Annotated in this window: 20 protein-coding genes, 1 tRNA gene and 1 riboswitch; of the genes, 16 read left to right on the forward strand and 5 right to left on the reverse strand. The window is 65.7% G+C overall.

Annotation, left to right across the window (positions count from 1 at the left end; all coding sequences use genetic code 11):
• Positions 1-14 precede the first annotated feature (14 nt).
• From CTA01S_RS09635 to CTA01S_RS09675, 9 genes are all read left to right on the forward strand, one after another.
• Positions 15-512: a DUF934 domain-containing protein gene (locus CTA01S_RS09635; RefSeq protein ID WP_019559654.1), complete on the forward strand. Its 498-nt coding sequence runs from the start codon at positions 15-17 to the stop codon at positions 510-512.
• Positions 509-1,261, forward strand: coding sequence for a phosphoadenylyl-sulfate reductase (locus CTA01S_RS09640; RefSeq protein WP_019559653.1), 753 nt, complete (start codon positions 509-511; stop codon positions 1,259-1,261). The genes CTA01S_RS09635 and CTA01S_RS09640 overlap by 4 nt, the downstream gene beginning before the upstream one ends.
• Positions 1,258-2,217 (forward strand): sulfate adenylyltransferase subunit CysD, encoded by a 960-nt coding sequence (gene cysD / locus CTA01S_RS09645; RefSeq protein ID WP_019559652.1) that lies wholly within the window; start codon positions 1,258-1,260, stop codon positions 2,215-2,217. The genes CTA01S_RS09640 and cysD overlap by 4 nt, the downstream gene beginning before the upstream one ends.
• The gene (locus tag CTA01S_RS09650) at positions 2,217-3,509 is read left to right on the forward strand and encodes a sulfate adenylyltransferase subunit 1 (RefSeq protein ID WP_019559651.1); all 1,293 of its coding nucleotides are present in this window, start codon (positions 2,217-2,219) and stop codon (positions 3,507-3,509) included. Before cysD ends, CTA01S_RS09650 begins: the two co-directional genes overlap by 1 nt.
• Before the next feature lie 14 nt (positions 3,510-3,523).
• The gene (gene cobA, locus CTA01S_RS09655; RefSeq protein WP_062194959.1) at positions 3,524-4,312 is read left to right on the forward strand and encodes a uroporphyrinogen-III C-methyltransferase; all 789 of its coding nucleotides are present in this window, start codon (positions 3,524-3,526) and stop codon (positions 4,310-4,312) included.
• An 86-nt stretch (positions 4,313-4,398) separates the two neighbouring features.
• Positions 4,399-4,722 carry a ferredoxin FdxA gene (gene fdxA, locus CTA01S_RS09660; RefSeq protein WP_019559649.1) on the forward strand — a complete coding sequence of 108 codons (324 nt, stop codon included), beginning with the start codon at positions 4,399-4,401 and terminating at the stop codon, positions 4,720-4,722.
• A 9-nt stretch (positions 4,723-4,731) separates the two neighbouring features.
• Positions 4,732-5,808, forward strand: coding sequence for an NAD(P)/FAD-dependent oxidoreductase (locus tag CTA01S_RS09665; RefSeq protein WP_062194962.1), 1,077 nt, complete (start codon positions 4,732-4,734; stop codon positions 5,806-5,808).
• 53 nt (positions 5,809-5,861) lie between these two features.
• Positions 5,862-5,962: riboswitch (TPP riboswitch) on the forward strand.
• 65 nt (positions 5,963-6,027) lie between these two features.
• A complete protein-coding gene (locus CTA01S_RS09670) occupies positions 6,028-8,196 on the forward strand; it encodes a TonB-dependent siderophore receptor (RefSeq protein WP_062194965.1) in 2,169 nt (722 codons plus the stop codon).
• Between the two features lie 37 nt (positions 8,197-8,233).
• Positions 8,234-8,309 (forward strand) — tRNA-Asn (locus tag CTA01S_RS09675).
• A gap of 52 nt (positions 8,310-8,361) precedes the next feature.
• Here the strand turns inward: CTA01S_RS09675 and CTA01S_RS09680 are convergent.
• Both CTA01S_RS09680 and ppa read right to left on the reverse strand, forming a co-directional pair.
• Entirely contained in the window at positions 8,362-8,760 is a 399-nt protein-coding gene (locus CTA01S_RS09680; RefSeq protein WP_062194968.1) for a hypothetical protein, read from the reverse strand.
• Positions 8,761-8,905: 145 nt separating this feature from the next.
• Positions 8,906-9,445: an inorganic diphosphatase gene (gene ppa / locus CTA01S_RS09685; protein ID WP_062194972.1), complete on the reverse strand. Its 540-nt coding sequence runs from the start codon at positions 9,443-9,445 to the stop codon at positions 8,906-8,908.
• Positions 9,446-9,669: 224 nt separating this feature from the next.
• Between ppa and CTA01S_RS09690 the strand changes: the two genes are divergently transcribed.
• Together CTA01S_RS09690 and CTA01S_RS16620 are read left to right on the forward strand one after the other, a co-directional pair.
• Positions 9,670-11,832 (forward strand): sodium-translocating pyrophosphatase, encoded by a 2,163-nt coding sequence (locus tag CTA01S_RS09690; protein WP_062194975.1) that lies wholly within the window; start codon positions 9,670-9,672, stop codon positions 11,830-11,832.
• A gap of 474 nt (positions 11,833-12,306) precedes the next feature.
• On the forward strand, positions 12,307-12,459 hold the full coding sequence (locus tag CTA01S_RS16620; protein ID WP_019559644.1) for a hypothetical protein: 153 nt from the start codon (positions 12,307-12,309) through the stop codon (positions 12,457-12,459).
• A 28-nt stretch (positions 12,460-12,487) separates the two neighbouring features.
• Here CTA01S_RS16620 and lpdA read toward each other — a convergent pair whose 3' ends face one another.
• The 3 genes from lpdA to aceE are packed head-to-tail and all read right to left on the reverse strand — an operon-like array spanning position 12,488 to position 18,711.
• Positions 12,488-14,272, reverse strand: a complete 1,785-nt coding sequence (gene lpdA, locus CTA01S_RS09695) for a dihydrolipoyl dehydrogenase (RefSeq protein WP_062194978.1) — start codon at positions 14,270-14,272, stop codon at positions 12,488-12,490.
• 12 nt (positions 14,273-14,284) lie between these two features.
• The gene (gene aceF / locus CTA01S_RS09700; protein ID WP_062194981.1) at positions 14,285-15,970 is read right to left on the reverse strand and encodes a dihydrolipoyllysine-residue acetyltransferase; all 1,686 of its coding nucleotides are present in this window, start codon (positions 15,968-15,970) and stop codon (positions 14,285-14,287) included.
• A 23-nt stretch (positions 15,971-15,993) separates the two neighbouring features.
• Positions 15,994-18,711, reverse strand: a complete 2,718-nt coding sequence (aceE, locus tag CTA01S_RS09705; RefSeq protein WP_019559641.1) for a pyruvate dehydrogenase (acetyl-transferring), homodimeric type — start codon at positions 18,709-18,711, stop codon at positions 15,994-15,996.
• Positions 18,712-19,131: 420 nt separating this feature from the next.
• Here aceE and CTA01S_RS09710 point away from each other — a divergent pair, with 420 nt between their 5' ends.
• The 5 genes from CTA01S_RS09710 (at position 19,132) to CTA01S_RS09730 (ending at position 25,918) form a co-directional block, all read left to right on the forward strand.
• Positions 19,132-21,669, forward strand: a complete 2,538-nt coding sequence (locus CTA01S_RS09710; RefSeq protein WP_062194984.1) for a PAS domain S-box protein — start codon at positions 19,132-19,134, stop codon at positions 21,667-21,669.
• 8 nt (positions 21,670-21,677) lie between these two features.
• On the forward strand, positions 21,678-22,301 hold the full coding sequence (locus CTA01S_RS09715) for a response regulator transcription factor (RefSeq protein ID WP_019559639.1): 624 nt from the start codon (positions 21,678-21,680) through the stop codon (positions 22,299-22,301).
• A gap of 72 nt (positions 22,302-22,373) precedes the next feature.
• Positions 22,374-23,231, forward strand: coding sequence for a bifunctional methylenetetrahydrofolate dehydrogenase/methenyltetrahydrofolate cyclohydrolase FolD (gene folD / locus CTA01S_RS09720; protein WP_062194988.1), 858 nt, complete (start codon positions 22,374-22,376; stop codon positions 23,229-23,231).
• Positions 23,228-25,243 (forward strand): M3 family metallopeptidase, encoded by a 2,016-nt coding sequence (locus CTA01S_RS09725; protein WP_062194992.1) that lies wholly within the window; start codon positions 23,228-23,230, stop codon positions 25,241-25,243. The genes folD and CTA01S_RS09725 overlap by 4 nt, the downstream gene beginning before the upstream one ends.
• Positions 25,244-25,279: 36 nt before the next feature.
• Positions 25,280-25,918 carry a glutaredoxin family protein gene (locus CTA01S_RS09730; RefSeq protein WP_062194995.1) on the forward strand — a complete coding sequence of 213 codons (639 nt, stop codon included), beginning with the start codon at positions 25,280-25,282 and terminating at the stop codon, positions 25,916-25,918.

The following is a 25,918-nucleotide window of genomic DNA, read 5'->3' on the forward strand; positions in this document are numbered from 1 at the left end:
GCAAGGACCTTCCCATGAAGTTCATTCATCCCCACGATGACATTTGGCAGCACGCCCCCGAAGACGAAGCCGCGCCCGGACCTGCGGCGCATCGCGTGCTGAGCTGGCCCCAATGGCAAGCCGTGCGCACCACGTGGCCCAACCATTTGCCCGTGGGCGTGCGCATCGCCAATGATTTCGATGTCGAAGCGCTCGAGGCCGATTTGCCCCGACTGGCTTTGGTGGTGCTGCACTTCCCGAAATGGACCGATGGTCGCGCCTACAGCCAGGCCCGGCTGCTGCGCAGCCGCTACCGCTTCGCCGGCGAAATCCGGGCCGTCGGTGAGGTGCTGGTCGACATGCTGCCACTGCTGGATCGCACCGGCGTCAATGCGGTGCTGTTGCGCGCCGATCAGGATGAAGCCGTCGCCCGTCGGGCGCTCGACTTCTTCAGCGGCTACTACCAGGGCGACGTGCATGACAACCGCCCCTTGTTTGCGCGCCGCAAAGTCCACAAGGAGGCCGTGTCATGACAGCCATCGAACTCTACGCGCGCCCCTCGCCGGACTACGCCGCACGCCATGCGCATGCGCTGGCGGTGTTGCAGTCGGCTGCTGCAGAGTTTCGTGGCCGCATCGTGCAAGCCACGAGCCTGGGGGCCGAGGACATGGTCTTGACGGACATGATCGCGCGCCACGGGCTGGACATTGCGATCGGCACGCTACAAACCGGCGCACTGCATCCCGAGACGCTGGCCTTGATTCCGCGCATCGAAGAGCGCTATGGCGTGCGGGTCGAGGTCTACGAGCCGCAGCATGAGGCCGTGGTGCATTTCGTGCAACGACACGGTGAAAAAGCCATGTACGAAAGCATCGAGTTGCGCAAGCGCTGCTGCTCGATCCGCAAACTCGAGCCGCTGTCGCGCATGCTGCAAGGCCGGCAAGCCTGGATCACGGGCCTGCGCCGCGAGCAGTCCAGCCACCGCGCTGAAGTGCCCTTCCGCGACCTCGACGATCAACGCCGCACCAAGCTCAACCCGCTGGCGGACTGGTCGTGGAACGACGTCTGGCACTACATCGCCACCCACGACGTGCCATACAACCCGCTGCATGACCAGTTCTACCCCAGCATCGGCTGTGCGCCATGCACACGTGCCATCGCGGTGGGCGAGGACTTCCGCGCCGGCCGTTGGTGGTGGGAGGACGAAGCCGCCAAAGAATGCGGTCTGCACGTTCGAAAAGACAACTCTTCTGCCGTTTCTCTGATCGGAGCCCGCTCGTGAACGCGCCCGTAAGCATCGACCAACTGTTGCCGGAGCTGGATCACCGGCACCTTGACTGGCTCGAAGAAGAAGCCATCTTCATTCTGCGTGAGGCCGCGGCCGCTTTCGAGCGTCCGGCCTTGCTCTTCTCCGGCGGGAAGGATTCCTGCGTGGTGCTGCGCCTGGCCGAAAAGGCTTTCAAGAACCACCTCGGCAACGGTGTCTTCAAGGGCCGACTGCCTTTCCCGCTGGTGCATGTCGACACTGGCCACAATTTCCCCGAGGTGATCGAGTTCCGTGACCGGCGCGTGGCCGAGATGGGCGAGCGCCTCGTGGTCGGCCATGTGGAAGACTCCATCCGACGGGGCACGGTGCGGCTGGCCCATCCTTTGGAGTCGCGCAACGGGCACCAAACCGTCACGCTGCTCGAAACCATCGAAGAGCACCGCTTCGACCTGTTGATCGGTGGAGCCCGCCGCGACGAGGAAAAAGCTCGCGCCAAAGAGCGCATCTTCAGCCACCGAGACAGCTTCGGTCAGTGGCAACCCAAAGAGCAGCGTCCAGAGCTGTGGACGCTGTTCAACACGCGCATCCGTCCCGGCGAGCACATGCGGGCCTTTCCGATCAGCAACTGGACCGAGCTGGACGTGTGGCTGTACATCGCGCGCGAGAACATCCCGCTGCCCAGCCTGTACTACGCGCACGAGCGTCAGGTCGTGCGTCGCAAAGGCCTGCTGGTGCCAGTGACCGAACTCACGCCGCCCCAGCCCGGCGAGGAGGTCGAAACCGTGCAGGTGCGCTTCCGCACCGTCGGTGACATGACCTGCACGTGCCCAGTCGAGAGTACGGCGATCAATGCCGCCGAAATCGTGGCCGAAACGCTCAAGGCCACCGTGAGCGAGCGCGGCGCCACCCGCATGGACGACCGCACCTCCGACGCTTCGATGGAGCGCCGCAAGAAAGAGGGGTACTTCTAATGATCGCCTCCGTTGCCTCTACCCAGATCACCGATCATCGCGCCTTGCGCTTCCTCACCGCCGGCAGCGTCGACGATGGCAAGAGCACGCTGATCGGCCGCCTGCTGTACGACAGCCGCGCCATCCTGGCCGACCAGCTCGACATGCTGCAGAGAAAGGCCGCCGGCCAGCCGCTGGACTTGTCATTGCTCACCGACGGTTTGGAAGCCGAGCGCGAGCAAGGCATCACGATCGATGTGGCGTATCGTTACTTCGCCACCAAGCAGCGCAAGTTCATCATCGCCGATGCGCCGGGCCATGAGCAATACACCCGCAACATGGTGACGGCCGCTGCCGGCAGCGATGCCGCCGTGGTGCTGGTGGACATCACCAAGCTCGACCTGAAGCAGCAGCCAGTGGCCTTGCTCCCGCAGACACGCCGGCACGCCTTGCTGGCGCACCTGCTGCGCGTGCCCAGCATCGTGTTTGCCGTCAACAAGCTCGATGCGGTGAGCGATCCGGCCCCGGCATACACCGCCGTGCGCAACGCCCTGCTGGATTTCGCCGAGCAAGCCGGCATCGCCGTCGCCGGCATCGTGCCGGTGTCGGCCCTGCGCGGCGACAATGTCACGCAACCGCTGGATGCGCCCTGGTACGACGGCCCGTCGCTGCTGCAACTGCTCGAAACCCTGCCCACGGTGCAAGAACGCATCAGCGGCCATCTGCTCATCCCGGTGCAGTACGTGGCGCGCGAAGGCGAAGGCACGGGCAATCAGCCGCGCACGCTGTGGGGCCGCATCGCCCACGGCCAGGTCAAAGCCGGCGATGCCGTGCAAATCCTGCCCAGCGGCGAGACCGCGGTGGTGGCACAGGTGCGCCGCGCCGGCAGCGTGGTGGCCTCCTGCGTGGCCGGTGAATCGGCTGGCATCGTGCTGGACCGCCAGCTCGATGTCTCCCGCGGCGACTGGATCGCCACGCCGGGCACCGTGCGCACCACCCAGCGCTTTGCGGCCACGCTGGCTTGGCTGGACACCGAACCGGCCGTGGTGGGTCGCAAGTACTGGGTGCGCCATGGCAACCGCTGGGTGCAAGCCCGCATCACGAGCATCGACAGCCGGCTGGACATTCACAGTCTGCAACCCACCGAAGCGCATGAACTGGCCGTCAACGACATCGGTCATGTCACGGTCGAGACGCAGCAAGCCTTGCCGGTGGAACCGTATGCCGACAACCGGGTCGGCGGCGCGCTCATCGTCGTCGATCCGAGCAGCCACCGCACCAGCGGTGCCCTGCTGGTGAAGTCGGTGAACTGAAGAGGGCTGGCCACATGGGCAGGATCGTCTTCATTGGAGCCGGCCCGGGCGCGGCCGACCTCATCACCCTGCGCGGCGCGCGGCGCTTGGCTCAGGCCGATGTCGTGCTGTACGACGCCCTGACCGACCCTGCCCTGCGCGAATTCGCTCCCCAGGCCCGCTGGATCCATGTGGGCAAGCGGGGGTTCTGTGATTCGACCGGCCAGGCCGCCATCAATGCGCTGCTGGTGCGCTACGCGCGCCAAGTGGATCTGGTGGTGCGACTCAAAGGGGGTGACCCCAGTGTCTTCGGGCGCCTGGAGGAAGAACTCGAAGCCGCCGCGGCCGCGGGCCTGACCACCGAGGTCGTGCCCGGCGTGACCGCCGCGCTGGCGGCTGCCGCCGCCAGCCAACGCCCCTTGACCCGACGCGGCACGGGCCGCAGCGTGAGCCTGACGACGGCCATGACGCGCTCGGGCCAGCTGCACGCCAGCCGCAGCGCCGACACCGAAGTGTTCTACATGGCCGGACGCCAGCTCGGCGCGCTGTCGCGCCGGCTGCGTGAAGCCGGCTGGCCCGAGGACACGCCGGCCAGCGTGGTCTCGCGTGCCGGTTGGCCCGACGAATTGCAGAGCGACCACACCGTGGTCAGCCTGGCCCAAGCCAGCGTGCTGCACGCCGGGCGCCCGACCGTGGTCATCGTAGGCAGCGGCGCCCGCCCCCTGCGTGCGGCGGCTCGCCAGCAGCCAGACATGCTCAAAGACGATCCCGGCACCGGGGATCTTGTCCTGGCGCAAGGAGCCTGCCCCGGCCCTCGGCCTTAGAATCTCGGCCAATGCTGCCCAAAGGCCGATGCCTCGTAAGGCCCCGGCCTGACTCCACAGTTTCTTCCATTCCTCGAGATCCCCCTATGACCCACGTCGTGACCGAAGCCTGCATCCGCTGCAAGTACACCGACTGCGTGGACGTGTGCCCGGTGGACTGCTTCCGCGAAGGCCCCAATTTCCTGGCCATCGACCCCGACGAATGCATCGACTGTGCGGTATGCATCCCCGAATGCCCGGTCAATGCCATCATGCCGGAGGAAGACGTGCCTGGCGATCAGCAACACTTCATCGCCCTCAATGCCGAGCTGGCGAAGATTTGGCCGAGCATCACCAAGCGCAAAGCGCCTCTGCCCGATGCGGACGAATGGAAAGACCGCACCGGCAAGCTCTCCGAGCTCAAGCGTTGATCGCCCGTCATGGACGCACCTGAGAACATCGCGCCCCTCATCGAGACCGATGCCGTCATCGTCGGCGCCGGGCCGGTGGGCTTGTTCCAGGTGTTCGAATTGGGCCTGCTCGAAGTCAAGGCCCATGTCATCGATTCACTGCCCTACCCCGGTGGCCAGTGCATCGAGCTCTATCCCGACAAGCCGATTTACGACATTCCGGCCGTGCCTGTGTGCACGGGACGCGAACTCACGGACAACCTGCTCAAGCAGATCGAGCCTTTCGGAGCCACGTTCCATCTGGGGCAAGAAGTCAGCGAAGTGCAACGCCGAGACGATGGACGCTTTCACGTGGCCACCTCCAAGGGCACGCGCTTCATCACCAAGACCGTCTTCATCGCCGCCGGCGTCGGCGCCTTCCAGCCCCGGCAGCTGAAAGTCGATGGCCTGGAAAAATACCTCGAGCGCCAGGTGTTCTATCGTGTGAAGAACCCTGCCCAGTTCGCGGGCCAGAACCTCGTCATCGTCGGCGGGGGGGATTCCGCCCTGGATTGGACGCTCAACTTCGCGCAGGACGGCCCCCACCGTGCCGAAAGTGTCATCCTCATCCACCGCCGTGATGGTTTTCGCGCGGCACCGGCGTCCGTGGCACGCATGAGAGAGCTGTGCGATGCGATGCAGATGCAGTTCGTGGTCGGACAGATCACCGGCATCGAGGAAGCCGATGAACGCCTCACCGGCGTGAAGGTCACGGGCCATGACGGCGTCACGCGCGTCGTGCCCCTGGATGCGCTGCTGGTCTTCTTCGGTCTGAGCCCCAAGCTGGGACCGATCGCGCACTGGGGCTTGGCCTTGGAGCACAAGCAAATCGTCGTCGACACCGAGAAGTTTGAAACCAGCGTCCCGGGCATCTTTGCCGTGGGTGACATCAATACCTACCCAGGCAAGAAGAAGCTCATCCTCTCGGGCTTCCACGAAGCCGCACTGGCCGCCTTCGGCGCGGCCCCCTACATCTTCCCGGACAAGCGCATCCACCTGCAGTACACCACCACCAGCCCCAAGCTGCACAAAGTGCTGGGGGTGGAGACCCCCAGCTTCGACGACTGAAGCGGCCTGCACGGCTGCGCGATAATCTCATCGACCGCGTGGCTTGCTGCGCGGTCATTCGCTAGGGGTGTCGGGTCTGCCCAGGCCCGGCTGAGACAGTCCCTTTGAACCTGATTGAGATCATCCTCGCGCAGGGAAGCGTCCGAACGGCGAGGCTGCCCGTGGTGTGCAGCCCCCTCCTTCAGCCGCCGGCCTGCCTCTAGACACGAAAGCTCCCCGATGGCCGCTGCTGTACGCCGCCCCTCTCTCTTCTTCCGCCCGGCCCGCCGCCCGCTGGCCTTGGCCTGCCTTGCCGTCGTGGTCTGCGGTGCCCGCGCCCAGGCCACTTCCGAGGCCTTGCCGGCGGTCACCGTCACGGGTCAGGCGCCGACTGCCCGCGCCGAGGTCGCAGGCTTCGGCACGATGCCGCTGGCGCGCACGCCGCTGGCGGCCACGGTGATTCCAGAGGGCGAGCTCAAAGACCGCGGCGCCACCCGTATCGCCGACACCGTGAGCCTGGAGGCCAGCATCAGCGACAGCTACAACGCGCAAGGCTACTGGGACTTTCTGTCGGTGCGCGGCTTCGTGCTGGACAACCGATTCAATTACCGGCGCGATGGCCTGCCGATCAATGCCGAGACGTCCATCCCGCTGGACAACAAGGCGGCGGTCGAGGTGCTCAAAGGCACCAGCGGCATCCAAGCCGGCACCAGCGCCCCAGGGGGCCTGGTCAACCTCGTCGTCAAGCGTCCGGAAGGTCAGGTGCGCAGCGTCGAGCTGGGCTGGCGCAGCCGCCAAACGGTGGGGCTGGCCGCTGACCTCGGCGAGCGCTTCGGCACGGACGAGCGCTTCGGGCTGCGCATCAATGCAGCCTACGAGCACCTCGACTCTCCGTTGCGCAGCGACACCGGGCATCGCCGGCTGTTGGCCGCCGCAGGCGACTGGCGCCTCAGCCCCGCCACCGTGGTGGAAGCCGAGGTCGAAACCAGCCGCCGCAGCCAACCGAGCCAGCCTGCCTTCAGCCTGCTGGGCAGCACGCTGCCGGCTGCGGGCGACCCGCGGATCAACCTGAACAACCAAACCTGGTCGCTGCCTGTCGTGATGGATGCCTTGACGGCCTCGCTGAGGGTGCGCCACCAACTCGACCCCGATTGGCGCCTCACCGCCCACCTGGGCACCCAGCGACTACTGACCGACGATCGACTGGCATTTCCCTACGGCTGCGATGCCGAAGGCAACTACGACCGCTATTGCAGCGATGGCAGCTTCGATCTGTACGAGTACGTCAGTGACGATGAACACCGCCGCACGCACGCGCTGGACCTCCATGCCGACGGCAAGATCCTGCTGGGCGGGATGCAGCACAGCCTCACCACCGGTGTGCTGTTCAGCCGCTACACGGCGCGCCTGCAAGATCAGATCTATCGCTGGGCGGGCACGGGCACGGTCGATGGGCAGACCCAGGTGCCGCCGTCGGACCGGCAGACCGACCCCAACACGAACCGCAGCGAGCGCTCTACCGAGTTCTATGTGCGCGATGCCGTCGAGCTGGCCCCACGCTGGACGGCTTGGGTGGGCGTGCGCCATACGCGATTGCACCGAGCCACCGAGCGCACCAGCGGTGACCCCGAAGCCACCGCGTACCGGCAATCTTTCACCACGCCCTGGCTGGCACTCAGCCACGAGTTCAGGCCGCGCCACATGGTCTACGCCAGCTGGGGGCGCGGCGTCGAATCCGAAGTGGTGCCCAATCGGGCCCGGTACACCAATGCCGGGCAAGCCCTGCCGGGCTTGAAGAGCCGCCAAGTGGAGCTCGGTCTGAAAGGGCGCAGCGATGCGCTCCAATGGGGCTTGGCCTGGTTCGACATCCAGCGGCCGGCGGTATCGGACATCGGCTCGGATTGCTTCGACGACAGCACCGGCGATACCTGCACCCGCCAATTCGACGGCCAGGCCCGTCACCGCGGCCTGGAAGGCCATACCACCTGGGACCTGGGCCCCTGGCGCATCCATGGCAGCGCCATGTGGCTGCACGCCCGCCGCGAAGGCGCCGCCGATCCCAGCCTCAATGGCAAACGCCCCGTCAATGTCCCGGCCCATACCGTGAAGGCGGGCATCGAATACCGGGTGTCGGCGCTGCCCGGGCTGCGCCTGGCTGCATCGTTGGTGCACGAAGGCGACCGCATGGTGCTGGCCGACAACAGTGTGCGCATCCCCTCCTGGACACGCTGGGATCTGGGCTTGGTGCATCAGCACCGCATGGCCGGCACCACACTCACCTGGCGCGCCGGCATCGACAACCTCACCGACCGCCGCGCCTGGCGCGAATCCCCCTTCCAATATGGCCACGCCTTCCTCTACCCGCTGGCCCCGCGCAGCATGCGCTTGTCGTTGCAAGCGGACTTGTGATCCAGGAAATTTTGTGGCTATAATTTAAGTCTTCTGTTCCCCGATAGCTCAGTCGGTAGAGCGACGGACTGTTAATCCGCAGGTCCCTGGTTCGAGCCCAGGTCGGGGAGCCAAGATGAATGATGAGGCCCTGCACGCAAGTGCAGGGCCTTTGTCTTTCGCGCTTCAGCTGGGCGTAGAGCCAGACAGATTGCTGCGGCCCAGACGCCCGATCAACCAGTGGGCACCGACAGCGAGAGCCAGCAGCGTCAGCATGCCCAGCCCCCAGCCCACCCACACCAGCGGCACGATCCAGCTGGCCACAGCTCCCACAGCCGGTAGGACGGCCTGCCCCGCCTCGATCAGCCATTGCAGCTGCGAGCGCAGCAACTCCAGCCAGGCCGGGTCGATCCACACACCCAACCACGGGGGCAGCGGTGCCTGCATGACGGCCTGGGCCGCACGTCCGGCCTCGGCCGAGCTCATCACTTGCACGGACCACTGCGCCAGTTCCGCCATCACCCAGGCTCCCAGGGTCCACATCCCTGCGATCACGGCCCACGCCACCCAGACCACAACGCGCATGACACGCTCCACCAACGAGTTGGATACGAGGAGCTGAGACCAGCACAACGGCCCCTCGGTTCCCACCGCCGTGTCCTCTGAATGCACAAAGGCCGGCACAGGGCCGGCCTTCCATCGCTGCCTCGGGGCTGCGCCCAGGCGCGGCTCACTGCCGCTGTGCTTTGGCGTAATTGGCGATGCCGTTGGCCACCTCGGCCTTGGCCGCCTCGGGGCCTTCCCAGCCCTGCACCTTGACCCATTTGCCTTCTTCGAGGTCTTTGTAGTGCTCGAAGAAGTGCTGGATGGCCTTCAGGCGCATCGGGTTGATGTCCTCGGGCTTCTTCCAGTGGTCGTAGATGGGCAGGATCTTGGTGGTCGGCACGGCCAACAGCTTGGCATCACCGCCGGCCTCGTCTTCCATTTTGAGCACACCGATGGGACGGCAGGTCACCACCACGCCCGGCGTCAAGGGGAACGGCGTGATCACCAACACGTCCACCGGGTCGCCATCGTCGGACAAGGTTTGCGGCACATAGCCGTAGTTGCACGGATAGTGCATGGCCGTGGTCATGAACCGATCGACGAAGATGGCGCCAGTTTCTTTGTCGACCTCGTATTTGATCGGGTCGGCATTCATCGGGATCTCGATGATCACGTTGAACTCTTCGGGCGCCTTGGCGCCGGGGGTCACGTTATGCAGGCTCATGGCGGTGTGATCGTTCTCGCAAGGGAAAACCCGGATTCTACCGAGGGCTCTTGCGACAGGCTGACACCCCAGCGTGGTGCGATCAGCGCCGCCTCCACTGGTAAACACGGGGCGAGCCGTCATTGCGGCGCCGCAAAGCTTTGCGTAGCATGGGTCGGCCAACGTGGCAAGCAAGACCACGGGCTTTCGATCACCATCGGATCATCAGAGGAAGGAGCCCTTTCATGTCCACCCATTTGGCGCTGTATTTTGCGCTTGCCTGTGGCGTGGCCGCCGTCGTCTACGGCTTCGTGTCACGCAGTTGGATCTTGAAGCAAGACGCGGGCAACGCCCGCATGCAGGAGATCGCCGCGGCCATCCAGACCGGCGCGGCCGCCTATCTGGCACGCCAGTACAAAACCATCGCCCTCGTTGGTGTGGTGCTGGCCGTGTTGATCGGCATTTTCATCGACGGCGCCACGGCCGTGGCCTTCGTGATCGGGGCGGTACTGTCCGGCGCCTGCGGATTCATCGGCATGAATGTGTCCGTGCGAGCCAACGTGCGCACCGCCCAGGCGGCCACCCGAGGCATCGACACGGCGTTGGCCGTGGCCTTCCGCGGTGGGGCGATCACGGGCTTGCTGGTGGTGGGCCTGGGCCTGCTGGGTGTGGGCGTGCTGTTTTGGCTGCTGATCATCAACGGGCAGGTCAACCCGGTGACGCCATTGTCCTCGGTGCTCAAGCCGCTGGTGGGCCTGGCCTTCGGCTCCTCACTCATTTCGATCTTCGCCCGCTTGGGCGGGGGCATCTTCACCAAAGGAGCCGACGTGGGCGCCGACCTGGTGGGTAAGGTGGAAGCCGGCATCCCCGAGGATGACCCGCGCAACCCCGCGGTGATCGCCGACAACGTGGGCGACAACGTGGGCGACTGCGCCGGCATGGCCGCCGACCTGTTCGAAACCTATGCCGTGACGCTGATCGCCACCATGGTGCTGGGCGCCTTGATGGTCACGGCCTTCCCGATGCAAGCGGCCGTGCTGCCGCTGGCGCTGGGCGGGTTCTCGATCATTGCCTCCATCATCGGCTGCGGCGCGGTCAAAGCCTCGCCTGGCATGAAGAACGTGATGCCAGCCCTCTACAAGGGCCTGATCGTGTCCGGTGTGATCGCACTCATCGGCTTCTTCTTCATCGTGAAGTGGGTGATGCCCGACGATGCGATCTATGCCAGCGGCACCCAATGGCGCCTGTTCGGCGCCGCCGCGGTGGGCTTGGTGCTCACGGCATTGATGGTATGGATCACCGAGTACTACACCGGCACGGACTACTCGCCGGTCAAGCACGTGGCCAAGGCCTCCACCACCGGGCATGGCACCAACATCATCGCCGGCCTGGGCGTGAGCATGAAGTCCACGGCCTGGCCGGTGATCTTCGTGTGCGCGGCCATCATCGCGAGCTACCTGCTTGCCGGTCTGTATGGCATTGCGATCGCGGCCACCTCGATGCTCAGTCTGGCGGGCATCATCGTGGCGCTGGATGCCTATGGCCCGATCACCGACAATGCCGGCGGCATCGCCGAGATGTCCGAGCTGCCCCAGTCGGTGCGTGACATCACCGACCCGTTGGACGCCGTGGGCAACACCACCAAAGCCGTCACCAAGGGCTATGCGATCGGCTCGGCCGGCCTGGCCGCCTTGGTGCTGTTTGCCGACTACACGCACGGCCTGGAGGCCGCCGGCCACCACGTGAGCTTCGATCTGTCGAACCACATGGTGATCGTCGGTCTGTTCATCGGCGGGCTGATTCCCTACCTCTTCGGCGCCATGGCCATGGAAGCCGTGGGGCGGGCCGCCGGCAGCGTGGTGGAAGAAGTGCGCCGGCAGTTCAAGACCATCCCCGGCATCATGGAAGGCACCGGCAAGCCCGAGTACGGCACCGCCGTGGACATGCTGACCAGCGCGGCCATCAAGGAGATGATCCTCCCCTCGCTGCTGCCGGTGGTCGTGCCCATCCTGGTGGGTCTGCTGCTCGGGCCCGAGGCCCTGGGTGGCTTGTTGATGGGAACCATCGTCACCGGCCTGTTCGTCGCGATCTCGATGTGCACCGGCGGCGGGGCCTGGGACAATGCCAAGAAATACATCGAAGAGGGCCACTACGGCGGCAAGGGCAGCGAAGCGCACAAAGCGGCCGTCACTGGCGACACCGTGGGCGACCCCTACAAGGACACGGCCGGCCCGGCCGTGAACCCCTTGATCAAGATCATCAATATCGTCGCGCTGTTGATCGTGCCGTTGCTGCCGGTCGGCACGGCCGGCAAGGCCGAGTCTGCACCCATGGAGCCCAGCGTCCAGGTGCGGGCCGTGGCCTCGGCAGGCAGCCTGGTGCCGCCGCCCCAGCCTGCCGTGCACTGAACGAACCCGCTCCCTTCGCCGCAACGCTCGCTTCCCGCGAGCGTTGCCTCCCGGCCCTTGCCAAAGCCCCCGGTTTGCGGCATTGCTTCACGCCAGCCGGGGGGTTGGAGCGTCCACAGGCGGCTCGAAAGTGCTTCAATGGGTCTCATGCCACCAGCCGTGCCGACACCCCGCTCGAGCAGCCTCTGCGCCAGGCTTGCGCTGGCATGGCTTGGCGTCGCCGGGTTCTCCGGGGCCCAGGCCCGTGAGCCCGGCGCAGCCCCTGCCGCGCCGACCGTGGCGCAGCCCGTCGTCGCCGCCGCGCCGATGGCCCACCGGCCCGCGCCTCGGCCATCACGCCAGACGGTGGCAGCGGTCAAATCGCCCGCCAAGGACGCCCCCGCCCGCCAGGCTCCCACGCCTGCACCCACCCTGGATTGGCAGAGGGTCGACGCACACGTTCTGACAGCATCGGCAACGCCCGCTCGCGCCACGATGCTGGCCCCGCTCGGCCCCGGGCGCTCGGCCAGCGGCCTGAATCTGCAGGCGCCAGCCTCAGACTTTTGGTGGGTGACGGCCCGCTTCGTGGACAACGGCGACCGTCACCCCGAACCGGGGTTGACGGTCGGCATCAAGCTCAAGTTCTGAACGATCCCGGCGCAGTCGGCCCTGGGGTTCAGCGCCGCGCTGGCGGCACGTCGGTACAACTGCCGTGCGCCACTTCGGCGGCCATGCCGATGCTCTCGCCCAGGGTCGGGTGCGGGTGGATGGTCTTGCCGATGTCCACCTCATCGGCCCCCATTTCGATGGCCAGGGCGATCTCGCCGATCATGTCCCCCGCATGCGTGCCGACGATGCCGCCGCCGACGATGCGATGGGTCTCCTCGTCGAACAGAAGCTTGGTGAAGCCTTCGTCGCGGCCGTTGGCGATCGCCCGGCCCGAGGCGGTCCACGGGAACAGCCCCTTCTTCACCTTGCGCCCCTCGGCCCGGGCCTGGTCTTCGGTGAGACCCACCCAGGCCACCTCGGGGTCGGTGTAGGCCACGCTGGGAATGACCCGGGCATCGAAGGCCACTTTCAGCCCCGCAGCCGCCTCGGCCGCTACATGGGCCTCGTGCACGGCCTTGTGCGCCAGCATCGGCTGGCCGACGATGTCGCCGATGGCAAAGATGTGCGGCACGTTGGTGCGCATTTGCGCATCCACCGGGATGAAGCCACGGTCGGTGACCACCACGCCGGCGTTCTCGGCCCCGATCTTCTTGCCATTGGGACTGCGGCCCACGGCTTGCAGCACCAGGTCGTACAACTGCGGCTCCTTGGGCGCGGCCTCCCCTTCGAAACGCACCAGAATGCCATCGGCCGTCGCTTCGGCTGCGACCGTCTTCGTCTTGAGCAGGATCTGGTCGAAGCGGTGTGCGTTCATCTTCTGCCACACGCGCACCAAATCACGGTCGGCGCCTGGCATCAGGCCATCGAGCATCTCGACCACGTCCAGCCGTGCGCCCAGCGTGGAATAGACCGTGCCCATCTCCAGGCCGATGATGCCCCCACCAATGATGAGCATGCGCTTGGGCGCGTGTCGTAGCTGCAACGCACCGGTGGAGTCGACGATGCGCGGGTCTTCCGGCAGGAAGGGCAGCCGCACCGCTTGCGAGCCGGCGGCGATGATGGCCTGCTTGAAGCGGATGATTTGCGTGTGGCCGGTCTTGTCCTGACCGTCTCCCGTGGTTTCCTCGACCCGCACGTGGTGCGGATCGACGAAGCTGCCGTAGCCGCGCACCAGGGTGACCTTGCGCATATTGGCCATCGCCGCCAAGCCGCCGGTGAGCTTGCCCACCACCTTGTTCTTGTGCGCCAGCAGCTTGGCGCGGTCCACCGTGGGTTCGCCATAGCTCACCCCCAGATCGGCGAAGTGCTTGACCTCGTCCATCACTGCCGCCACATGCAGCAGCGCTTTGGACGGAATGCAACCCACGTTCAAGCAGACCCCGCCCAGCGTGGCATAGCGTTCGACCAACACCACCTTCATGCCAAGGTCGGCGGCACGGAAGGCGGCCGAATAGCCCCCTGGGCCGGCCCCCAGCACGAGCACATCGCATTCCAAGTCCGCGCCGCCGGCATGGGTCGAGGCCACGGGGGGCGATGCAGGCGCTGCAATGGGCGCTGGCGCTGAGGCCGCCGCTGGCGCAGCAGGGGCAGACACTGGCGTCGCCGCAGCGGCTTCATCGGTCTCCAACAGCAGAATCACCGAACCTTCATTGACCGTGTCGCCCACGTTGACCCGCAGCTCCTTGACCACGCCGGCGTGCGGACAGGGGATCTCCATCGACGCCTTGTCGGACTCCACGGTGATGAGGCTTTGCTCGGCCTTGACCGTATCCCCCGGCTGAACCAACACCTCGATGACGCCGACATCTTTGAAGTCGCCGATGTCGGGAACCTTGATCTCGATGACAGACATGCCGCGCTCCTCTTACAACAACACGCGGCGGAAGTCCGCCAGCACCGAGGCCAAATAGGCATTGAAGCGGGCTGCAGCCGCTCCATCGATGACGCGGTGGTCCCAGCTCAGCGACAGCGGCAGGATCAGGCGCGGCACGAACTGTTTGCCGTCCCAGCGCGGCTCCATGCTGCTCTTGCACACCCCGAGGATCGCCACCTCCGGCGCGTTGATGATGGGCGTGAAATAGCGCCCGCCGATGCCGCCTAGCGAAGAAATCGAAAAGCAGCCCCCGCTCATCTCGGCCGGGCTGAGCTTGCCCTCACGCGCCTTGGCAGCCAGCTCCGCAGTCTCCTTGGCGATCTGCAACAGGCCCTTCTTGTCGGCGTCCTTGATCACCGGCACCACCAAGCCGTTGGGCGTATCGGCCGCAAAGCCGATGTGGTAGTACTGCTTGAGCACGAGTTGCTCGCCATCCAGGCTGGCGTTGAACTCGGGGAATTTTTTCAAGGCAGCCACGGCAGCCTTGATCAGGAAGGCCAGCATCGTGACTTTGATGCCGCTTTTCTCGTGCTCCTTGTTGAGCTGCACCCGGAAGGCTTCCAGCTCGGTGATGTCGGCATCGTCATGGTTGGTGACGTGCGGGATCATCACCCAGTTGCGGTGCAAATTGGCGCCGCTGATCTTCTTGATGCGCGAGAGGTCTTTGCGCTCGATGGGGCCGAACTTGCCGAAATCGACCTGCGGCCACGGCAGCAAGCCCGGCAACCCACCCGCGGTCCCGGCCGCAGCCACCGGTGCCTTGGCTTTTTGGGCCTGCGTCTGAACGTCGCCGGCCATCACCTTTTTGACGAAGGCATGCACATCCTCGTGGGTGATGCGCCCCTTGGGGCCGGAGCCGGGCACCTCGCCCAAAGGCACCCCCAACTCGCGCGCCAGCCGACGCACGCTGGGAGACGCATGCGGCAGCCGGCCCGCGGCGCCAGGGGCCGCCGATCCGCCCGCCGGAGCCGGAGCCGGTGCCGGTGCCGGTGCAGGCATCGGCGTGGGCGTCGCTGCAGGCGTCGGCGTGGGCGTCGGTGCCGGGGGCGCTGCAGGCGACGGCAGCGGCGGCGTCGCGGCGACGGCCGGCGCCGCTGTGCCGCCCGAGGTTTCGACCAGCGCGATCGGCGTCCCTTTGGACACCTTGTTGCCCAAGGCCACTTTCAAGGCCTTGACCACCCCGCCATGCGAGGAGGGAATCTCCATCGAGGCTTTGTCGGACTCGACGGTGATCAGGCTTTGCTCGGGCACGATGGTATCGCCCGGCTTGACCAGCACCTCGATCACCGCCACCTCACTGAAGTCCCCGATGTCCGGGACCACCACCTCCACCACGCTGGCCGCCGCGCCAGACGGCGGCGTCTGCGGGCTGGGAGCCGGCACCGCAGCCGGCGTCGGGGTCGCTGCCTGGGACACCGGCGCCGGCGTTGCGGCCGCCGCGTCGGACTCCAAAAGGAGCAGCACACTGCCTTCGCTCACCTTGCTGCCCAAGCCCACTTTGAGTTCGCGCACCACGCCGGCATGCGTGGAAGGAATCTCCATCGAGGCTTTGTCGCTCTCCACGGTCACCAAGCTTTGGTCCACCGCGATGGTGTCACCGGGCTTGACCAGCAGCTCGATGACTTCGACATCCTTGAAATCCCCGATGTCGGGCACTTTGACTTCGATCAATGCCATGTTGTCGTCCCCGTTGGTGTGGCTCAGGCGTACAGCGGGTTGATCTTGTCGGGATTGATCCCGTACTTGCGGATCGCCTCGGCCACACGAGACGAAGGCACGGTGCCTTCTTCAGACAGCGCCTTGAGTGCTGCCACGACGATGTAATGGCGATTGACCTCGAAGTGCTCGCGCAGCTTGCTGCGAAAATCGCTGCGGCCAAAGCCATCGGTACCCAAGACCTTGTAGATCCGCCCTTTGGGCAAGAAGGCACGGATCTGGTCGGCGTAATTCTTCATGTAGTCGGTGGACGCCACGACCGGGCCGGCATAGGGTTCGAGCTGCTGCGCCACGAAAGGCACGCGCGGGGTCTGCTCCGGATGCAGCATGTTCCAGCGCTCGCAGTCCTGGCCCTCGCGGGCCAATTCATTGAAGCTCGGGCAGCTCCACACATTGGCCGACACGCCCCAGTCGCGCTCGAGCAATTCCTTGGCAAAGATGGATTCACGCAGGATCGAGCCGCTGCCCAAGAGGTTGACCTGCGGGGGCATCTTCGCCCCTTCTTGCAACAGGTACATGCCCTTGATGATCTGCTCTTCGGTGCCGGGCTTGAGCCCGGGGTGAGCATAGTTCTCGTTGAGCAGGGTGATGTAGTAGAAGACGTTTTCCTGCTTCTCGACCATGCGCTTGAGGCCGTGCTGCATGATCACGGCCACCTCGTGAGCGAAGGTGGGGTCATAGCTCACGCAGTTGGGAATGGTGCTGGCCAGGATGTGGCTGTGGCCGTCTTCATGCTGCAAGCCCTCGCCGTTGAGCGTGGTGCGCCCCGAGGTGCCGCCCAGCAGAAATCCGCGGGCCTGCATGTCACCGGCCGCCCAGGCCAGGTCCCCGACGCGCTGGAAGCCGAACATCGAGTAGAAGATGTAGAAAGGGATCATGATGCGGTTGTTCGTCGAATACGACGTGGCCGCAGCGATCCAGCTGGCCATGCCCCCGGCTTCGTTGATGCCCTCCTGCAAGATCTGACCGGCGCGGTCTTCCTTGTAGTACATCACCTGGTCCTTGTCGACCGGGGTGTACTTCTGGCCCTCGGGGTTGTAAATGCCGATTTGACGGAACAGGCCCTCCATGCCGAAGGTGCGCGCCTCGTCCACCAGGATGGGCACCACGCGCGGCCCCAGGGCCTGATCGCGCAGCAACTGCGTCAGGAAGCGCACATAGGCCTGCGTGGTGCTGATCTCCCGCCCTTCGGCCGTGGGCTCGAGGATGGCCTTGAAGGTCTCCAGCGAGGGCACGGTGAAGCTCTCGGAGCTGCGCGGCCGGCGTTTGGGCAAGTAGCCGCCCAGGGCCTTGCGGCGTGCATGCAGGTACTTCATCTCCGGCGTGTCGTCGGCCGGCTTGTAAAAAGGAATCTTCGGCAGCTCGCTGTCAGGGATCGGGATGTTGAAGCGATCGCGGAAGTAGCGGATGTCCTCGTCAGAGAGCTTTTTGGTCTGGTGGGCGGTGTTCTTACCCTCCCCGGCCTTGCCCATGCCGTAGCCCTTGACGGTCTTGACGAGAATGACCGTCGGTTGCCCCTGGTGGTGATAGGCGCGGTGGAAGGCGGCATACACCTTCTGCGCATCATGCCCGCCGCGGCGCAGCGCCCAGATGTCCTCATCGCTCATCTTGGCCACCAACTCCAGCGTGCGCGGGTCGCGGCCGAAGAAATGCTTACGCACATAGGCGCCGTCATTGGCCTTGAAGGCCTGGTAGTCGCCATCGAGCGTGTCCATCATGATCTTGCGCAAGGCGCCGTCTTTGTCGCGCGCCAGCAAGGCGTCCCATTCACGCCCCCACAACAGCTTGATCACGTTCCAGCCCGCCCCCCGGAACTCCCCCTCGAGCTCCTGGATGATCTTGCCGTTGCCGCGCACCGGGCCGTCCAGACGCTGCAGATTGCAATTGACGACGAAGATCAGGTTGTCGAGCTTCTCGCGCGCGGCCAGGCCGATGGCCCCCAGGCTCTCGGGTTCGTCCATCTCGCCGTCGCCGCAGAACACCCAGACCTTGCGCTGCGAGGTGTCGGCAATGCCGCGCGCGTGCAAATACTTCAAGAACCGGGCTTGATAAATCGCCATCAGCGGCCCCAAACCCATGGACACCGTCGGAAACTGCCAGAACTCCGGCATCAGCTTGGGGTGGGGATAGCTGGAGATGCCCTTGCCATCGACCTCCTGACGGAAATGGAGCAACTGCTCCTCGGTCAGCCGCCCTTCCATGAAGGCCCGCGCGTAGATGCCCGGGGCGCTGTGCCCCTGGATGTAGAGCAAATCTCCGCCATGGGTGCCGCCCTCGTCGGTGTCATCGGCATGCCAGAAATGATTGAAGCCCACGGCAAACATGTGGGCCAGCGATTGGAACGAGCTGATGTGACCGCCCAAATCCCCCCCGTCGGGCGGGTTGAGCCGATTGGCCTTGACCACCATGGCCATGGCGTTCCAGCGCATGTAGGCGCGCAGACGACCTTCCAGCTCCAAGTTGCCCGGGTTGTGCGCCTCTTCAGAGGGCTCGATGGTGTTCACATAGCCCGTGGTGGCCGAAAACGGCATGTCCACACTGTGTTGACGGGCCTCCTCCAGCAGCTGCTCAAGCAGGTAATGCGCACGCTCAGGACCTTCACGCTCGATGACGGCCGTCAGTGCGTCCAGCCATTCACGGGTTTCCTGGGCGTCGGCATCGTTGGCCGCCGCAGCGGCGGGGGGTTGGGGCATCGCGGACATGCTTGTCTCCAGCTCAGGGGTTGACGGCGTCCCGGTCGACCTCATTCGTCAGGCCATGCGCCACGCAGGGAACGCGCGCAGCGCAGCCTCGACCGCCACCGGGTTCGGGAGCGAGTGTGGCACAGATCGGCATTTTTTCAAATAGTGCGAGCAAATATCACTTTATGAAAAATTGTCGAACGACCGTTCTGTTTTCATCCTTGACGCGGGCCCCTCGCGGCGCGTCATGACCCACTGTGGCGCAGGCCTATCGGCTTCACAAGAGGGGCCACCCCGCACGAGGCGCGCGGGGCAGCCGCCGCAGCTCGGCCTCTGTCGGTACGCGCCAGGGGCCAGCAGCGCTGGTCATGCCGGCGACGCTGCCGCCCCCGTCCAGCGCTGGCACCCGCTCGAACCGGCGAGCACTCGATAATTCCGCGCATGTCCATGCCTCATTCCGAGTTCCGCCTGAGCACCCATGAGACGGGATCGCCCCCGTCCAAGCGTCGGCTGTTGCGCGCGTGGTGGCGTCGGCAGTCACCGGCACGACAGGACCGCTTCGCCACACTCGGCCCCCTGGTGTCCGTGCTGCTGTTCCTGGCAGCCATCATCACCGCCTTTTGGTATCTGCGCGTCGAGGAGATCGAACGCGAGCAAGAGTCGGTCAAACGCGACACCGAGGTGGCCCAACAGCAGATCCGGCTGCGCCTCATCGAGAACCAAGAGCAGCTCGTGCGGCTGGCGCGAGAAATCGTCACCGGCACGATCGACGCCGACGAATTCATCGGCCAAGCCACGAGCTTGGCGCGCGAGCGGCCCGAACTGGTCAGTTTGAGCTGGCTGCTGGCCGACCGCACCCGACGCGCCAGCCATGTCTCGCCCAGCCACAGTTTCATGGGCAGCCGCTATGCCGAAGCCCCGGCCTCGGAGGCCTCCGGCGGCCAGGGCGAGGTTCGCAATGAGCCCGAATGGGCCTTCGAAACCGCCCGCGAACTGCGGCTGCCGGTGTACTCCCGACCCTATGCCACCGAGTCCGGCGTGCAAGTCGTGCAAGTCCAAGTGCCGCTGCTGGATCGGGCCACCTTCGCCGGCACGCTGGTCGCCGAATATTCGGTCGAGGCGCTGCTGCGCTACTTCGTGCCGCCGGAGGTGACCAATCGGCACGGCATGATGCTGCTCGACGCCAACGGCCGTGTGCTGGCCAGCACCGTCTCGCGCGAGCCCGGGCACGACCTGCGGCGCCGCACACTGCATCACGACATTCCGGTGGCCCCGGTAGGCAACGGGCTGATCCTGCGCGGCGTGGGCTATCGCACCTCGGTCGGGCTGATCAGCAACACCCTGTTCTGGATGGTGACGGCGCTGAGCGTGCTGACCGTGTGGATGCTGCTGGGTACTTGGCGGCACATGCGCCGGCGCTTGCAGGTACAGCAGGCGCTCGTGGCCGAAACCAACTTCCGCCGTGCGATGGAAAACTCCATGCTCACGGGCATGCGCGCCATGGACATGGAAGGACGCATCACCTATGTGAATGCCGCGTACTGCTCGATGACGGGGTTTTCCGAGTCTGAACTGGTGGGGCGCACGCCGCCCTTCCCCCACTGGCCGCCGGACCGCATGGAAGAGAACCGTCGGCTGTTCGAGCAAGAGCTGCAGGGGCGCAGTCCGCCCGGAGGCATCGAGGTGCGTGTGATGCGCAAGGACGGCACACAGTTCGATGCGCGGATGTACGTCTCGCCGTTGATCGACGCCAAAGGCAACCAAACGGGCTGGATGACTTCGATGACCAACATCACCGAAGCCAAGCGCATTCGCGACCAGCTCGCCGCATCGCACGAGCGCTTCACCACGGTGCTCGAGGGCCTGGATGCCGCGGTGTCGGTGGTTTCGGTGCAGCAAGGCGAGCTGCTGTTCGCCAACCGCTCCTACCGCCTGTGGTTCGGCACCGACGGAAAGGGTCATGCCATGTTGGCTGGCGCTCAGGAGGCCGAGTCCGGGCCGACGTTGACCGACGCCGACGACGAATCGGTGGACCAGTTCGGCGGCCTGCCGACGCAAGAGCTGACCGAAACCGGGTCGGACCCCCGCGAGGTCTACGTCGAGTCGCTCGGACGCTGGTTCGACGTGCGATCGCGCTACTTGCAGTGGACCGACGGCCGCCTGGCCCAGATGCTCATCGCCACCGATGTGACGGCCCGCGTGCGTGCCGAGGAACAAGCCGCCCGCCAAGCCGATCAGGCGCAGATCACCAGCCGCCTCATCACGATGGGCGAGATGGCCTCGTCGGTTGCCCATGAGCTCAACCAGCCGCTGACGGCCATCTCGAACTACTGCAACGGCATCATCTCCAGAGTCAAGGCCGGCAACATCAACGAAGCCGATTTGCTGGCAGCGCTGGAAAAAACCGCCAAGCAGGCCCAACGGGCCGGCCAGATCATCCACCGCATCCGCGCTTTCGTGAAGAAAAGCGAACCCCAGCGCCAGCCTTCTCAGGCCCGGGACATCGTGGATGACGCGGTGGAGCTGGCCATGATCGAGCTGCGCCGGCGCAATGTGAGCATCCACACGTATGTGGCCCAACGCCTGCCGCCCTTGATGGTCGATCCCATCCTGATCGAGCAGGTGCTGCTCAACCTGCTGAAAAACGCCGCCGAGGCCATCGACGGGGCCAAGCTGCCGCCGTCTCGGCGCAACATCGAGCTGCGGGTCGTGCCACGCCACACCCCCGACGAGGGCGGGGTCATCGAGTTCAGCGTCACCGATTCGGGCCCCGGTCTGAAGGAGGAGGTGCTCGGTCGGATGTACGAGGCATTTTTCTCGACCAAATCCGATGGCCTGGGCATCGGTCTGTCGCTGTGTCGCTCGATCATCGAGTCGCACCATGGTCGAATCCGGGCCGAGAACTTATACAATGGATCGAGCGTCGTCGGCTGCCGGTTCAGTTTCACCTTGCCGGTAGAGATTTCCAACCCTAGCTGATTGCACCCATGAGCCTGATCCCGAAGAAAGGCACCGTGTATGTCGTCGATGACGACGAAGCCGTGCGCGACTCGCTGCAGTGGTTGCTCGAGGGCAAGGATTACCGCGTCAAATGCTTCGACTCCGCTGAATCCTTCCTCTCGCGCTTCGATCCGCGCGAAGTCGCCTGCCTGATCGCCGACATTCGCATGGACGGCATGAGCGGCTTGGAACTGCAAGACCGCCTCATCGAGCGGCGCTCCCCGCTGCCCATCGTGTTCATCACCGGTCACGGCGACGTGCCCATGGCCGTCAACACGATGAAGAAAGGGGCGATGGACTTCATCGAGAAGCCCTTCAAAGAAGAGGAACTCGTCGCCCTGGTCGAACGCATGCTCGAGCAGGCCCGCACGCTGTTTGCCCAGCAGCAAGAAGCCGCCAGCCGCGACGCGCTGCTCTCGCGGCTGACCACCCGCGAAGCGCAGGTGCTCGATCGCATCGTCGCCGGACGGCTCAACAAGCAGATCGCCGACGACCTGGGCATCAGCATCAAGACGGTGGAAGCCCACCGCGCCAACATCATGGAAAAACTCAACGCCAACACCGTGGCCGACCTGCTCAAGATCGCGTTGGGCGCGCAGGCCAAGGTCTGACCTCACTCCCAACCCCAAGGCCGCTGCCACAGCGGCCTTTTTTCGTTTCAGGCATCGCACTCGAGGACGCTCATGACCGCAAGACTCATCGACGGCAACGCCCTGTCCCGGCAAATCCGCGCCGACGTGGCCCGCCGGGCCGCCGCCCTGACCGCCCAGGGCCTCACCCCCGGGCTGGCGGTCATCCTGGTGGGCGACAACCCGGCCTCCCAGGTGTATGTGCGCAACAAGGTCAAAGCCTGCCAAGACAATGGCCTGCACTCGGTGTTGGAGCACTACCCGGCCACCCTGTCCGAAGCGGATTTGCTCTCACGTGTGCAGGCTCTCAACCAAGACCCGACGATCCACGGCATCCTGGTGCAGCTGCCGCTGCCACCGCACATCGACGCCCACAAGGTCATCGAAACCATCTCGCCGCTGAAGGATGTGGACGGCTTCCATGTGGCCAGCGCCGGTGCGCTGATGGTCGGCCAAAGCGGGTTCAAGCCCTGCACGCCCTACGGGTGCATGAAGATGTTGGAGTCCATCGGCTGCGACCCCAAGGGCAAGCATGCCGTGGTGATCGGCCGCTCGAACATCGTGGGCAAGCCCATGGCCCTGATGCTGCTGCAGGCGCACGCCACGGTCACCATCTGTCACAGCGCCACGCCAGATCTGGCCCACCACACCCGGCAGGCCGACATCGTCGTGGTGGCCGTGGGCCGGCGCAATGTGCTCACGGCCGACATGGTCAAGCCCGGTGCGGTCGTCCTCGACGTGGGCATGAACCGCACTGACGACGGCAAGCTGTGCGGGGACGTGGACTTCGACGGGGTGTCCAAGGTGGCCTCGGCCATCACCCCCGTCCCCGGTGGGGTTGGGCCCATGACCATCACAATGTTGCTGGTCAACACCCTGGAGGCTGCGGAACGCGCAGCCCAGATGCGATGAATCCACTGCTCGACTTCACCGACCTGCCCCGCTTCGACGCGATCCGGCCCGAACATGTCACCCCGGCCGTCACCGAGCTGCTGGCCGCCGCCAACGAGGCTCTGGAGCGCGCCGTCAGCGATGCCGTGCCGGCCGATTACGAGGCCCTGTCGGCCGTGCTCGACGTGGCCACCGAACGCCTCGGGCGCGCTTGGGGGGCTGTGAGCCACCTCAATGCCGTGGCCGACAGCCCGGCGCTGCGCGCGGCCTACAACGAAAACCTGCCACGCATCACCGAGTTTCACACCCGGTTGGGGGCCGACGAGCGGCTCTACGCCAAGTACAAGGCCGTGGCCGCCAGTGCCGCAGCCCAACACCTGCGGCCGGCCCGTCAGAGGGCGCTGTCCAACGCGATCCGGGACTTCGTGCTGTCCGGCGCCGAGTTGCAAGGCCCGGCCAAAGCCCGTTTCGCCCAGATTCAGGAGCGCCAGGCCGAACTGGCGCAAAAGTTCTCCGAGCATGTGCTGGATGCCACCGACGGCTACGCCTACTACGCCAGCGAAGCCGAGATGGCCGGCGTGCCCGACGATGCCCGGCAGGCCGCTCGCCAAGCAGCCCAGGCCGAAGGCCGGGACGGCTACAAGCTCACGCTGCAGTTCCCGAGCTACTTCCCGGTCATGCAGTACGGCGAAAACCGGGCCCTGCGGGAGCGGCTGTACACCGCCTACGTCACCCGCGCATCCGAACTGGGCGAGCCCGAGCATGACAACTCCGACGTGATGCGCGAATTGCTGGCCCTGCGCCAGGAAGAAGCGCAGCTGCTGGGCTATCGCAACTTTGCCGAACTGTCGCTGGTGCCCAAGATGGCCGAATCTCCGCAGCAAGTGCTCGACTTCCTGCGCGATCTGGCGCGACGGGCGCGGCCTCATGCCGAGCGCGACTTGGCCGAGCTGCGCGAGTTCGCCCGCGCCGAGCTCGGCCTGACCGAGCTGGCCGCTTGGGACTTGGCCTATGCCTCGGAAAAACTGAAGGAAAAGCGCTATGCCTTCAGCGATCAGGAGGTGAAGCAGTACTTCACCGAACCCAAAGTGCTCGAAGGCCTGTTCAAGATCGTCGAGACCCTGTTCGAGGTGAGCATTCGGCCCGATGCAGCCCCGGTGTGGCATCCGAGCGTACGCTTCTTCCGCATCGAGCGAAACGGCCAGCTGGTGGGCCAGTTCTACCTCGACCCCTATGCCCGCCCGGGCAAGCGCTCCGGCGCCTGGATGGACGATGTGCGCGGCCGCTGGGCCCGCCCCGACGGCCGCCTGCAAACACCGGTGGCCCACCTGGTGTGCAACTTTGCCGAAGGCGTGGGCGGCAAGCCGGCCCTGCTCACGCACGACAGCGTCCTGACCCTCTTCCATGAATTCGGCCACGGGCTGCATCACCTGCTCACCCAGGTGGACGACCTCGGCGTGGCCGGCATCTCCGGCGTGGAATGGGACGCCGTGGAACTGCCCAGCCAGTTCATGGAGAACTTCTGCTGGGAATGGGAGGTGCTGCGGCGCATGACCGCCCACGTGGACACCGGCGAGCCGCTGCCACGCGCGCTGTACGAGAAGATGCTGGCGGCCAAAAACTTCCAAAGCGGTCTGCAAACGCTGCGCCAAATCGAGTACGCGCTGTTCGACATGCGCTTGCATGCCGAGCCGGGCAGCCACGAGCGCATCCAGCAGGTCATCGACGAGGTGCGCGCCGAAGTGGCCGTCTTCCCGCCGCCGTCCTTCAACCGCATGCAGCACAGCTTCTCACACATCTTTGCCGGCGGCTATGCGGCGGGCTATTACAGCTACAAATGGGCCGAGGTGCTCAGTGCCGATGCTTACAGCGCCTTCGAAGAAGCCGGTGTGCTCGACGTGGATACCGGTCGGCGCTACCGCCAGCACATCCTCGAGGTGGGGGGAAGCCGGCCGGCGGCCGAGAGCTTTCGCGCCTTCCGGGGGCGCGAGCCCCGCATCGACGCCTTGTTACGCCATCAGGGCATGGCCTGAGCTAGCATCGGCCTAGATGTCACGCAAGGAGGGCCCATGAAGCGAACGGTTCGACCGGCGGCCTTCGGCCTGCTGTTCGGTCTGCTGGCCGGCACGGCCGCACAAGCCACGTACAAAGTGGTCGGCCCCGACGGCCGCATCACCTACACCGACCGCCCGCCCGCACAGGCAGGCCAGGTGCAAGCCGTCGGCACCCCAGGCCGGGCCACCCCGCCCGGCCCCGAGGCGACACTGCCCTTCGAGCTGCGTCAAGTCATGACGCGCTACCCGGTCGTGCTCTACACCTCCGCGGATTGCCAACCCTGCGACGCCGGGCGCACCCTCTTGCGCCAGCGCGGCATCCCGCACACCGAGTACAGCATCGGCACCGCCGCCGACGCCGAAGCCTTGAGAAAGCAGGCCGGCAGCAGCGAAGTCCCTCAGCTGGCCATTGGCGCCCAAAGAATCAAAGGCTATTCCAGCAGCGAGTGGAACAGTTACCTCGATGCCGCCGGCTACCCCAAGCAGTCGCGTCTGCCGGCCCACTATCGTTTTGCCGAGGCCCAGCCTTTGGCCCCGCCGACCCCAGCGGCCGCCCCTGCCCCGGCACCTGACGGTCCCGCCGCAGCCACCGCTCCCAGCCCAGCGGCGCCACTGCCCCCGGCAGGCAACGCGCCTCCCGGCTTCCGCTTTTGA

Source organism: Caldimonas taiwanensis NBRC 104434 (assembly GCF_001592165.1).
GTDB lineage: Bacteria > Pseudomonadota > Gammaproteobacteria > Burkholderiales > Burkholderiaceae_C > Caldimonas > Caldimonas manganoxidans.